Below are 12,992 nucleotides of genomic sequence, written 5' to 3'. Positions count from 1 at the left end.
CTTTCTTTGAGATGTTTTATTATTTAATATTTTTTTATATTATACCTTATTAATTTAGCAATTCACCCTTTAATTTGACAAAATATAAACCGTTCTTTAGAAGGTATTTTGAAGTTCTATTTTTAGACAGGATAAAATCAATAATTGATTTGATTTTCGATGAGCTTAATTCAATGTTTTCATCAGAAAAATATGTGTGAATGTATTGATAAACTAAATGTTTTTTGTGCTTGAGTTTTTCAAAAACATCTTGCTTAAATCTTGATTCTTTTCAAATTTGAAATTCTTTTTGAATTTTTTTTCTTTTGAAACTTAAAAAGAAGTTTTTTACTAGTGTACAAGTTATAAATGTATTTTTATAGATTGTTTTTTTAGCGAAATTTAACCTTATTTTATTTCTTGAATATTTAGGTAAATTGTTCGTGTAATCAAAACAAAAAGGTGTGTGATTTTTTTGATTTTTCTTTGTTATTGTATTTTTAAAATACTTAAATAAATAAGGTCTATAAATATTAATTCCATCAATAAGATTTGATTGTTTTATTCCATAGAACAAAACATTTCTTTTAGACTGCTTTTGCATATATGCAGTCTCAAAAAAATCATCTTTATTATGAGAAATTAACAATTTGTCACAATTTTCTTTTACATAAACTTCTTTGAAAAATTTGTATCTCTGGTCTCTAGCCCAAGATTGAAAGTTACCTTTAACATAATCGTTTTTAGATAACTCTAAAACATAAACCTTGATATTATGTCTCTTACAAAAATCTTCAACTACTTTTTGATCCAAACCACTATCAGCACGTTGATTGTAATTAACGTGAGCGACAATTATGTTTTTGTTTTTATATTCATTCAGCATAAACATACTGTCTGGTCCACCACTAACAGCTAGTAAATATTTAGTTTTTTGATTTGACATTGTATTTGTTCATAACAGTTAGGATGTCATTGTAGACAAATGAAATTGAAGCTTCAGCAGCTTTATTTAACACAGGTTCTAAAACCAACATTTGTTCAGGTGTAAAATTACCTAAAACAAAATCTCTTAATGGTTCTGCGTGTTCCGTATTAATTCCAATTTTTAATCTTTTAAATTCTTGAGTACTAAGCATTTGAACAATGTTTAAAACACCGTTATGACTTCCTCCTGAACCACCAATTTTAATTGCAGTTTTTCCTAGTGGAAAGTCTTTTTCATCGTGAATAACCAAAATATCATCAGGATTAATTTTGAAAAATTGAGCTATTGCTTGAACGAATTCACCTGATTTATTCATATAAGTCATTGGTTTTGCAATTATTAAATCATCTAACTTAATATATTCTCCATTAAATTTTGATTTATTTAACTCGACACCCATTTGCTTACAGATTTTATCAATAACCATAAAACCAACATTGTGTCTAGTGTATTTGTATTTATCTCCTGGATTTCCTAAACCAACTATTAATTTCATTACACCCTTCTTTCTGTTTGGATAAAGAATCTTAAGTTTGTATGCACTTGATTAGCACTTGTTGCGTGTATTCTTTCAATTAAACTTTTGTAATCAACACTTTGGTCAATAAATATTTGCAAGTGTTTAATCGCTCTTGATGCACCTGTATAAAGCATTTTTTTGCTTTGCATAAACGCATGTTCATTATGAATCACCATAATAACAGAGTCAATTTCACTACCTTGGAATTTATGAATTGTAGTGCTATATGCAAGTTGAATTTGTTCTTGAAATTCTCTTAATGAATACTCAATTTCTTTTTTTCATTCATCTCCTCTATAGAAAGTAACTTTAATTTTCTTAACTTTTTTGTTACCTGATTTAGAGGTCGCATCCTCATAAACAACATCAGTTATATAACCGATATCACCATTAGAAATATTTTCGTTGTTTCTATTTTCTAACTGCATAACTTTATCGTTTATTCTATATTCAATTTGACTATAGTTTTTTCAATTTGTTGCAAAAACATCATTTTTATTTATTGCATTTTGAATTTTCTTATTAACTTCATTAATTCCATATTGATGTCTGTAAGTTGGAATAAGGATAATAACGTTATTAATTCCGAATTTTTCAACTTCCTTTGTATATAACGTTAATAAATCATTATGAAAGTTTTTGTTATCTACTTTAACTAAATCAACTTCAGAAGGTTTAAACATTGAATCATCAACTTCACCTCTGTTAATATTTGAAAAATGTTTTCAAATTGTTTCTGAATCACTTCTATAAAACTTAGTTAAGTATGTTGTAGGTATATTTTGTGAAAAAATTAAATCATCTAATAAGTTACCTGGTCCAATTGCTGGTAACTGGAAAGCATCCCCAATTAAAACAATCTTTTCTAATTTAGGACTTGCTTTTAACAATTTATCTAATAAGTTAACATCAATCATCGAAAACTCATCAATAATTAAAATTCTTAAATCAACAATTTCCTCTAAATTAGTTAAAGAAATTTTTTCATCAGTATTAGCTATTTGTAGGTAGCTGTGAATTGTTCTAATTTGATATTTAATCTTTATAGAAACATTAGTTGCAGCCCTACCTGTTGGTGCTAAGATAGCGAATTCATTTGCTTTAACTTTGTTTTTCTTTAATGTTTCATAAATATGCTTAATAACAAATGTTTTTCCCGTTCCTGGTCCACCACTTATTATTGAAATATTTTTGTTTATGAAATTATCATAAGCAGCTTTTTGTTGCTTTGATAAGAATTTCAAATCAATCATAGCTTCAGGTTTTAATTTGCAAATTAATTCTGAATTAGCTAATTTCATTAATCTGTTGTAAATATATGCTTCTTTATCAAATGTAGCTTTCAAAGTAAAGAAACCAGGTAAAACTTGAATTAAATGTTCATCTCTAATAAATCTTTCAAAAATGATATCTACATCAATTTCATCTTTTATGAATGCAAAATCGCTTTCTTCTTCATTTATTAATGAATTTCATTTTATATTCGCATCTTCGATAGCTTTTTTGAATTTCACTTGCAATGTGTCTAAATCAAAAATTGTACTGTTTTGAGTTTCTAAATCTCAAACAACTTTATATAAGTAAGCTACGTATCTTTGATAATTTTCTTTAGTTCAGTTCAATAAGAATGCAAAAGTATCAACTTTAAAAATATCATCAATTACTTTATCAATAAACAAGTAATAGGGAGAGTTGTTTTTGTAATATTCAATGAAGTTAAATTCTCTAGAACCGTGAATAGTTGCTAATTTTTCAACTAAATCACTAACTCTTGGGTTATTAAATAAATTTATATTTTTCTTATCTTCTTCAGTTAAGTTTAGTAGTGATTTTAATCTTGCACTATTTTCTTCATAATATTTAACTAACGATTCTAGTTGTTTATCTGTAATTACACTTAATAATTCATCTCTATAATTTTCAATATCTGCTAGTTTAGTAAATATATCTTGACCAAATTCATCAATTATTTTTTTAGCGGTTAATTTTCCGATGTTAGGTACATTTTTTGAAAGATAATCAACTCAATCTGTTTGCACATCTTCGATTATCAACTCTAAATTCTTAATAATTTTTGAGTTTTTGTAACTAGCTTTAGGATTATCTCCGAACTCAACTTCGTATTTTTTATATAAATTTGGAAAGACATTTGTAACAAAAACTAAGAATGTTTGACTTTTACCTTCAGGTAAAAATAACATAAGTGCTCAACCTAATTCTTTACCACCTTTAATTTGCTTAATAAATTTACCCTTCATTTTCTCTCCTTACTTTCTATCTATTTATTTAAATTATAAAGATTTAATTTTTATATATCACCCTTTATTTTAGGTGTCAAATTGGATTGTTTTCGATAAGTTATCCACATACTTAAAACAATAAAATATTAATATGTTAATAAATACTTTTTTACTTATATTTTAGATACTTTAGTTGTGGATAACTTTTGGATAAATATGTTGTTAAAGTTGTTTATAACTTATTTTTAAATATGTTTTTTATATAGTAATAAAATTTAGCTATGAATATTAATAATTTCGATGAAGAAAAAAACAAAGAAGAAGCGAAATTAAACTCTTACAATGAACTTTATATTGAGTATATAAAGAATGAAATTCAAGATAATCTCGCTTTTAAAACGTTTTTTAAAAATTTAACAATTCTTAGTTTCAAAAACAATGAAGTTGTTATTTATTTCCCTAAAGTCCATCCTAATTTAAGTTCATTTAAAAATTATTACAAAAATGTTTTTGATAAGTCAGTCAAAGAAATTTTTGGAGCGAATATTGCTTACAGAATAATTGATAAAGAGACCTTAGATGCACTTAAAGAAACTGAAAAAGAGAGTAAAAACTTAAATATTCAGATACCTACAACAAATAAAAAGAAAACAGATGGTATTGAATATACATTTCATAACTATATTCATGGTTCATTCAATGATGAAGCTTTAAATATTTGTAAGTCAATTATTGACGATGAATACAAACTAGAAGTTTTGTTTATTACAGGTAACTCCGGTTTAGGTAAAACTCACCTTTTAAAAGCTATTTCTAATGCTTTAAACAAAGAAGGTAAATCATCATTTCTTGTTAATGCAACTGAGTTTATTCGATGAATTCAACCTTTATTAAAAGAAAATTCGGTTGATGTTCTTAATAAATTTCAGAAGAAATTGATTGATAATTACGACGTTTTAATGTTTGACGATTTCCAATTGTATGGTTCAGGGAATAAAAAAGCTACAAAGGATTATATTTTCCAAGTTCTAGATAGTAGAATGGAAAAAGGTAAATTAACCATTTTTTGTTCAGATACAGATATAAATGGAATTTCTAAAATATTTGATGAAAGACTTGTTTCGAGAATTCAATCTGGGTTTATTACAAAAATCAAACAACCTGAACAAGAAGATTTACATAAGATTTTGGATTTCTTACTTACAGAAAACAACTTCGACACAAACACATTAGATGATGAATCAAAAGATTTCATCATAAGAAATAATTCAAATTCAATCAGAACACTTACAGGCGCTGTAAAAAGATTAAGTTTCTACGAAAAAGAAATTAAATCATTACCAAAAACTTTAGTTATAAAAACAATTAAAAATATTTTTGGTGATTTTATTAAAGATAAAGCAGAAATTACTGATGAAATAATTTTAAAAGCTGTTTCAGAATATTACAAAATACCAGTTAAAGACATTTTAAGCCCATCAAGAAAATCTAATATCTTTTTAGCTAGACAAATTGCAATTTATATGATTAAAAAGCATTTAGATTATTCATCTAATGAATTAGGTAAATTATTTAAAAGAGATCATTCAACTATATTAAGTGCTTTAAAGAAAATAAATACTAAAGATGATATTAAAGTTAAAAAAGTTATAAATGAAGTAGAAGATAAGATGCGCAAGAATTATTAATAATTTATAAACATTTATTTTTAACTAAAAACTTAAAAAATAATAGAAAAACACACTAAAATTTAACTTTTTGAAAGTTATAAACATATTAACAACTGTTAATATTTATATTAAGGAGAAGATATGAAATTTACAATTTCAAAACATTTAATAAATCAATTGATTGAATTTATGTCTAATTATATTGATAATAATGATATGCATTATTTATCAAGAACAATTAAGATTGAATTAGATAGCCAAAACTTAGTTTTAACAGCAGCTAACGCATCTATAGCAGCTAGAAAAGTTATTAAAATTGATGAAGATAAAATCAAAGTTGAAAAAGCAGGAAAACTTTGTATTTTAGCTTCTTTATTAAAAAACATTATTAAGAAATTTAATAAAGAAATTACTTTTAAACAAAGAGGTAATTTAATTGATATTTATGAAGGTTCAACTTCATTTACTTTAACAACAAATGATATTACACAATATATTGATACAAATTTTGAAGATCAAAAAAACACTCTTAAAATCAACGCCCAGAGATTAGATAAAATTATCAACAATGTTTCAATTTCAACAACAATAAGTAATGATAAATTAAACTCAATAGTTTTTAAATGTATTAATATAACATCTAAAAATTCAGAAAATGTAAGATTTGTAGCAACCGATTCATATAGACTTTCAACTGAAATTTTAAAAGTTGATAAGAAAGTTGATATCGATTTAACAGTTGATGCAAAAAGTCTTAAAAAACTTATTACAAAAGACGCACCAGAAAAAGTTCAATTATTCTTTGATGAGCATAAAATAGGTATTTCTTACGAAAATACGGTAATTTATATTTCTGTAAGTAAAATTCAATATATCGATATTTCATCATTGTTCCAGACAAAATATACAAGAAGATTTTCTATTGAAAAAGAAGAATTATTAAAAGTTATTAATACAGCTTTATTCCAAATTACAGAAAAAGATAGAAAAATGGAATTCTCATTCAATGAAAATGAAATTAAAGTTTTATTTGAAGTTCCTGAAATCGGAACAGGAAAGGCTGTTTCGAATAAATTTCAAATTTTAGAAGGAAAACCTATTGATATGGACTTTAACTACATTTATATCAAGGATGCAGTTTCACAGTTAGAACCAGGTAATATTAATATTTTCATTTCTGAAAAAGAAGATAGAGTACTTTTATTAACAGAAAATGATAATTCACATATTCAGTTAATTACACCATTAAGAAAGTTTTATAACAATTAATTATGACAATTAAAATAACAGGTGATTCAATCAAATTAAGTCAATTTTTAAAGAAAATTAATGAGACTGATACAGGTGGTCAAGCTAAATTCTTTATCGAGACAAATGATATTAAAATTAATAATAAAAAACCTGAAGGTAGATCTTCAAAAATACACCCAGGTGATGTTGTTTGAATAAATGACCAAATTTATGTAATTGAAAAAGAAAAATAAACCATTTTATTGGTTTATTTTTTATATTAAATTAACTAACTTTTTGATGGAACGTAAATAAATCCTTTTAATTTTTCAGCAATCTTAGCGTAGTTGTATCCCTTTTGACCGATTAAATGTGATAATCAACTTCCATATGATGAGTTTCCAGGAATTAAAACATATGATTCAGAGTGAGTTTCATCTTCTCAAGCACCTGTTTGTTTGTTATAGTATGTTCCCATTACAGAAATATCCATATTTCCGAATAAGTCACCATATCTATTTGAATCAGATTTAAGTTCACCTACAACTTGTTCTGAAGTTACACCTGATTTTTTAGTGAAGTTGTCATTGAAATCAGAAATATCATCCCCAACTCTCATAACAACCTTGAATTGAACTGGTGTTTCACCAATTGTAATTTTATTATTATTTACAAGATGCATTCTTTCTTCTTTTTCTGATTTTGTAGTGGTTGATGATGAATAAGGTTTTTCTTTATTAGCTAAATCCACACCTTGCATTCATCAAACAAAATCAGGCATATATTTAGCTTCAAGTCCTAAATTAATTAAGTTTGTTTTACTTGGTTCTTTATGTCATTTTTGAGAACGGTTAGAGTTAAAGAATACTACTCCACCTTTTGAGTAAACATGCTTAATAAAATCAATTGCCCCAGGAACTTCTGTAGAAATAGCTTGACTAACAAAATCATCTCATGCACGTCCATCGTATGATTTATTGTTAAGGAATAAATAGTTTTGGTATTTAAAGTTATTTAAAACAGTTTCATCTAAATCCATGAATACCACTGGAATGAATTTACCTTCTTCTGGTGCTGAAACAACAATTTCATCACCAGAAATATTAACTTTAGTTAAATCAACATTTGGTTGTGTAATCATTTTGTCAAAAGCAGCTTTAGCATTTTTGTAAACTTGCATCCCCATAGCATGTTTTTCTCCAGAGAATGAGTTTCATGCATTTGAACTACCAATTCCTCCACCATTTGCGATTAAAGTTTGAGCTGCTTTAATTTTTTCAGCAACTTCTTCTTCTGTGTATGTTTTTACTTTAGGCACTTCAGGTGTTTTTTCTGAATGACATGAGTTAGTAACAACAGGTGCAGCAGTTAAAATAATTGAACCTGCTCCAAACAATAAGTATTTTAATTTTTTCATAAATCTCCTTAGTAAATTGAGTAAATAAAATAATAAATATAAATTCATTTTATTACATACTTAACTATAAGTTAAGTAAATAGTTATTTTTTTCACAAAATGTGTAAAAAATAACGCATAAGCGTTACTATAATGTTTTTAATCCACCCATATATGGTACAAGAACTTCAGGAATAGAGACGCTTCCATCAGGGTTTTGGTAGTTTTCTAAGATAGCTGCAATTACTCTATCAACAGCTAAACCTGAACCATTCATTGTGTGAGCATATTCAGTTTTACCTTCATCATTTTTATATCTAATCATAGCTCTACGAGCTTGAAAATCACCCATATAACTTACACTAGATGTTTCTCTATATCTTTGTTCTGAAGGTAATCATAATTCTAAGTCAATTGTTTTTCTTGAAGAAAATCCTAAGTCACCAGTACATAAAAGTAATTCTCTATAAGGAATTTGTAATTTTTCAAGCACATCTTTAGCATCTTCAACCATTTTTTCATACTCAACCATAGCATCTTTTGCAGATGTAACTTTTACAAGTTCAATTTTCTTAAATTCATGTTGTCTTAAGATACCTTTTGTATCTTTACCTGAGCTTCCTGCTTCAGATCTAAAACATTCTGTATATGCTGTAGCTCTAAAAGGAGTTGATAAGTCAATGATTTCATCATTGTAAATGTTTGTTAATGTAACTTCAGCAGTAGGGATTAAATATTCATCTAATCCTTCTAATTTATATAAATCTTCTTTGAATTTAGGTAATTGACCTGTTCCGTATAACATTTTATCTTTAACAATTACAGGTGTTGTGAATTCTTCATAACCTTTTGAAGTGTGTGAATCCAACATAAATGAAATTAATGCACGAACTAATTTTGAACCATTGTTTTTATAAATTACATATCTTGAACCTGATAATTTAACAGCTCTTTCAATATCTAAGATACCTAAATTTTTAGCGACTTCATAGTGAGGCAACACATCTTTAACAAGGCCTCTACCTAATTTATCATGCATTTTAATGATTACATTTTGATTTTCATCTTCTCCAACAGGAACTTCTTCTAAAGTTTCGTTAGGGATTTGTAAAATTAATTCATTAATTCTTCTATTTAACTCCTGCTCTTGGTTAGATAAAGTTAAATCTTCATTTTTAACTACTTCAATTTGTGCTTTTAATTCAACTAATTTATCTTTATCGTTTTTAAATAAACCAAATTGTTTTGAAAGATTGTTTAATTCACTTTTTTTATCTTGTGATTGTTTCATCACGCTACCTCTTTGTTTAGCTAATGAAACAAATTCATCAAAAATTTCAATTTTGAAACCTCTGTTTTGTAGGTTTTTTCTTACTTTTTCTTCATTATTTAAAACATATTTTATATCTAGCATTTTGACCTCGTAATTTAAATTGTTTAAATTATACATTAATAAAGAGTTAATGAATTATTATGTTGAAAATAGATTTTTTAACCCTTAAATTAAGCAAAATAATTCAAAAAATGATACTAAAAAAATAGATGCTAAAAAATTAGTCATTTGCTATAATTTAAACACGCTTATATAAAATATAAAATTATTCACATAAGGAGGAAATTATGAGTAAAAGAACTTATCAACCAAACAAGCGTAAACATGCTAAGGTTCATGGTTTTAGAGCTAGAATGAAAACAGCAAATGGTAGAAAAGTATTAGCAAGAAGAAGAGCTAAAGGTAGAAAAAGATTAACAGTTTCTGATAAATAATTCTAAACAATGAAAAAACAATATCGACTAAAGAAGAATTGAGAATTTGAAGATGTAATTAATGCAAGACAAGGTAACTTTGTTTCAAATAGATATTTAATCATCTATTTCAAGAAAAGTAAAAACTTCGCTGCAGGAATTACGGTTCCAAAAAAATTCGCAAAAGCTGTAGGTCGTAATTTTTTTAAAAGACAATTAAGAGCAATTATGCATGAGCTGAATTTATATCACCTCAAATATCATTTTGTTTTAATTGTTCGTAAAGAATTTATGAAGGAAGATTTTGCTATCAAAAAACAACATATAGCAAAACTCTTTGAGAAATTTAAATAATGAAGAAAAACGCAAAAAATTTTTCATACTTTACTAATGGTAACGATCCGAAAACCAACCGTAAAGAGTTAACTAAAAAAATCCTTAAATGATTAAAAATAGTTTTCTATGTGTTAATTTTTGGACTTACTGTAACAGGGTGTGTTCAATCCTTTGTTATTAAAAACTCTTACAACGTAGGTAACGGACTTGAGTTTTATAGAGATAAAGGTGACATAGCACCTAGAGTTAATACTTTAAAGAGCACAAATCAAAAAAGAGATTTAGTAACACTTCAAGATCCAAATGGAGAAAACAAAACATCTAAAGTATTTGAATACGACAGATTAGCACTTGATACTGAATCAAACATTTTTGTTACTGATAAAGAGATATTAAACAAACTTAGAGAACAAACAAAATCACATCAGGGTGAATATGGTATCCCTGGTGGATACATGTCTGTTTTAAGAATTCCATTTAATTCTGAAATTCTTAAAAACGCAGGTTACAAATTTGATGAAAAATTCAAATTAATTTACACAGGTTCAGATGATGCTAAAAATTATTTATTTGCAACAGCATCTGATAAAACTTACAACTTTGTAAAAGAACCTACAGATATCTTTATTTTCCCATTCACTTTCCCACAAGATGAAAAAAATAACTACGATAAAGGTAAACTTCAAAGTTACATGACTTTCAAAACAGAAAAAAAATACAAGGAAGTCAATGGTAAACAAGAAGTAGATAAAATAATCCCTGTTCTTACTGATGCAAAAGAATACGAAATTACATACATTTCAGGTATTCAAAAAATTTATAACTACACATCAGAAAAAGAATCTGTTTCTAATAAGTTTGCTCGAGATATTCTCCAAATGTTATATACATATTCATTTGGTGAAGGATCTAAATTTGCTACAAAATTAGGAAAAGAACCTTCTTTATTTATTAAAGAATTAGTTGATAACATTCCAGCAAATGTTAAAGAAGAAAATATCTCAGAACACAATAACACATTATTTACCTTAACTCAAGAACAATACCAATTGCTTATTGAATATCAAAATACAATGCAGTCATACATGAATGAATTAGGGTTCTTTAATGGAGAAGTTCCTAACTCATCTTCTGAAGAATATAAAGAAAGAAGAGAACAAGTTCAAAATCAATACAAATTAAATAGAACTGATAAATATGACTGCAATACAAATATTCTTTATTCTGAAAACATTAACACACTTCCTTTAAGAGGTGATTTACCATTACAAGCTATTACAACTTGAGGGGAAGCTTGAAAATATGGACCATTTTACGGTTTATTAGTATATCCACTTTCAGTGTTGGTGCAATCAATGCGTCAATCAATGCCTGATATGCTTGGATGAGCTTCTGTTATCTCAATTATAGTTGCAATCATTATTTCACGTCTTATTACACTTGCATTTACATTTAGAACAACCGTAATGCAATCGGTAATGGAAGAACTTAAATACAAAAAAGCTGCTATTGAAGCTAAATATAAAGGTTTAGAAGATAATAAAGCTATGAAACTTAAGAAAAATCAAGAGATTCAAGCTTTATATACAAAATACAACATAAATCCATTAGACCAATTTGGAAATATGTTACTTACTATGCCAATTTTCCTTGCTATGTGAAGAGTTATTCAAAGTATTCCTGAAATCAAACAAACAACATGGCTTGGTATTAACTTCGCCTCAACATCATATAAGAGATTGTTTGAGGGAGAATGAGTTTACTTATGAATTTTAGTGCTTGTTGTTGGGTTCCAATTACTTTCAAGCTTCTTACCAAGACTTCTTAATAGAAAGAAAATGAAACGTAAAACAACAATTGCAGAAGCTGAAGCACTTAAGAAATCTGAAAGAACACAAAAGATTATGATGCTTGTGTTCACAGCAATTACCTTAATTTTTACAGCTGGTGTTCAAGTTTATTGATTATTCGGTTCAATATGAACAATTATGCAAACATTAATTATTCACAAACTCATACATTCTAAGAAATTTAAAGAGAAATTCATAAATAAGAAAACTCGATAAATAACTTTTTCATTTAAATAATAAGCATTAAAAAAATAAAAAATTTACTTGACTTTATTTTAATAGTGTTATAATATATGCAGTGGTTATAGCAAAGGGGATCACCTGAATCCATTCCGAACTCAGTAGTTAAGCCCTTTAGTGCCGAAGATAGCTTTACAGTGAAAATAGGGAGCCGCTGCTTTTTTTATACCTTTTTATAAAAATAATAATTTAAAACCACCTTTTCAGGTGGTGTTTTTAATCTAAATCAACATTTTCTATATGAAAATAAGGAAGTTTTAAATCATCAAATTCAATTACATCATAGTAGTTCGGGTTAAGATTTTTAACTCTAGAAATAACTAATTTAGCTTCCTTATCTCTAGAAATTAAAAACCTTGTATTTGGGTTTTGTGAAAACAAAACTTCAATTAATTCATGACAATATTGATTTTGTTTGTTATTTTCTTTTTCGACAATTTTCTTAGCTAAATTAATCTTTTTAGCATTATTATCAGTTGATTGAATCAGCAAATTAAGGATAATATCAGTGTTATTTAAAGAAAAAATAGGCAGAAATTTCTCGTTTTTATTCATTTTATTAGAGATATTAATTAACTCAGGAAACTTGTTTTTTAATTTCAAAAATGCATAAACATCAATCACGATTTGAATTGGCTTAGTTAACTCTTTTTTCTCTTTAATTTGACTTAAAGTGCTAGAGAATAGGGAAAAAATGAATTTTTCTTCCTTGCTAATTTTGAGCAATTCCTCAAAAACATTTTTAATTTCTGCTTGTTTCATAGTGAAATTATAATAAATTAAATTTGATATAATTA

At 26.4% G+C, this 12,992-nt stretch carries 12 protein-coding genes and 1 rRNA gene; 7 read left to right on the top strand and 6 right to left on the bottom strand.

Features of this window, described 5'->3' with window-relative positions; genetic code table 4:
* Positions 1–49: 49 nt before the first annotated feature.
* The 3 genes from tilS to VBM89_RS02650 are packed head-to-tail and all read right to left on the bottom strand — an operon-like array spanning position 50 to position 3,745.
* On the bottom strand, positions 50–925 hold the full coding sequence (gene tilS, locus VBM89_RS02660; protein WP_323188707.1) for a tRNA lysidine(34) synthetase TilS: 876 nt from the start codon (positions 923–925) through the stop codon (positions 50–52).
* Complete coding sequence (pth, locus tag VBM89_RS02655; protein ID WP_323188706.1) at positions 906–1,463, bottom strand: aminoacyl-tRNA hydrolase; 558 nt, start codon at positions 1,461–1,463, stop codon at positions 906–908. The genes tilS and pth overlap by 20 nt, the downstream gene beginning before the upstream one ends.
* Entirely contained in the window at positions 1,463–3,745 is a 2,283-nt protein-coding gene (locus tag VBM89_RS02650) for an AAA family ATPase (protein WP_323188705.1), read from the bottom strand. The genes pth and VBM89_RS02650 overlap by 1 nt, the downstream gene beginning before the upstream one ends.
* Before the next feature lie 263 nt (positions 3,746–4,008).
* Between VBM89_RS02650 and VBM89_RS02645 the strand changes: the two genes are divergently transcribed.
* The 3 genes from VBM89_RS02645 (at position 4,009) to VBM89_RS02635 (ending at position 6,881) form a co-directional block, all read left to right on the top strand.
* On the top strand, positions 4,009–5,415 hold the full coding sequence (locus VBM89_RS02645) for a DnaA ATPase domain-containing protein (RefSeq protein ID WP_323188704.1): 1,407 nt from the start codon (positions 4,009–4,011) through the stop codon (positions 5,413–5,415).
* 123 nt (positions 5,416–5,538) lie between these two features.
* On the top strand, positions 5,539–6,666 hold the full coding sequence (locus VBM89_RS02640; RefSeq protein WP_323188703.1) for a DNA polymerase III subunit beta: 1,128 nt from the start codon (positions 5,539–5,541) through the stop codon (positions 6,664–6,666).
* A 2-nt stretch (positions 6,667–6,668) separates the two neighbouring features.
* Entirely contained in the window at positions 6,669–6,881 is a 213-nt protein-coding gene (locus VBM89_RS02635) for an RNA-binding S4 domain-containing protein (RefSeq protein ID WP_323176757.1), read from the top strand.
* Positions 6,882–6,916: 35 nt separating this feature from the next.
* Here VBM89_RS02635 and VBM89_RS02630 read toward each other — a convergent pair whose 3' ends face one another.
* Both VBM89_RS02630 and serS read right to left on the bottom strand, forming a co-directional pair.
* Complete coding sequence (locus VBM89_RS02630; protein ID WP_323188702.1) at positions 6,917–8,044, bottom strand: HAD family acid phosphatase; 1,128 nt, start codon at positions 8,042–8,044, stop codon at positions 6,917–6,919.
* 127 nt (positions 8,045–8,171) lie between these two features.
* On the bottom strand, positions 8,172–9,437 hold the full coding sequence (gene serS / locus VBM89_RS02625; RefSeq protein WP_323188701.1) for a serine--tRNA ligase: 1,266 nt from the start codon (positions 9,435–9,437) through the stop codon (positions 8,172–8,174).
* Positions 9,438–9,643: 206 nt separating this feature from the next.
* Between serS and rpmH the strand changes: the two genes are divergently transcribed.
* From rpmH to rrf, 4 genes are all read left to right on the top strand, one after another.
* Entirely contained in the window at positions 9,644–9,790 is a 147-nt protein-coding gene (gene rpmH / locus VBM89_RS02620) for a 50S ribosomal protein L34 (protein WP_257089135.1), read from the top strand.
* Positions 9,791–9,799: 9 nt separating this feature from the next.
* On the top strand, positions 9,800–10,123 hold the full coding sequence (gene rnpA, locus VBM89_RS02615; RefSeq protein ID WP_323177707.1) for a ribonuclease P protein component: 324 nt from the start codon (positions 9,800–9,802) through the stop codon (positions 10,121–10,123).
* A complete protein-coding gene (gene yidC, locus VBM89_RS02610; RefSeq protein WP_323188700.1) occupies positions 10,123–12,171 on the top strand; it encodes a membrane protein insertase YidC in 2,049 nt (682 codons plus the stop codon). Before rnpA ends, yidC begins: the two co-directional genes overlap by 1 nt.
* A 78-nt stretch (positions 12,172–12,249) precedes the next feature.
* Positions 12,250–12,355, top strand: a 5S ribosomal RNA gene (gene rrf / locus VBM89_RS02605).
* A 56-nt stretch (positions 12,356–12,411) separates the two neighbouring features.
* On the opposite strand, the gene VBM89_RS02600 is transcribed toward rrf, so the two are convergent.
* Positions 12,412–12,957, bottom strand: coding sequence for a hypothetical protein (locus tag VBM89_RS02600; protein ID WP_323177705.1), 546 nt, complete (start codon positions 12,955–12,957; stop codon positions 12,412–12,414).
* Between the last annotated feature and the right edge of the window lie 35 nt (positions 12,958–12,992).

It is taken from the genome of Mycoplasma sp. 1199 (genome assembly GCF_034863365.1).
In the GTDB taxonomy this organism is placed as follows: domain Bacteria; phylum Bacillota_I; class Bacilli_A; order Mycoplasmatales; family Metamycoplasmataceae; genus Mycoplasmopsis.
This window is presented reverse-complemented; position numbering and strand designations above follow the sequence as displayed.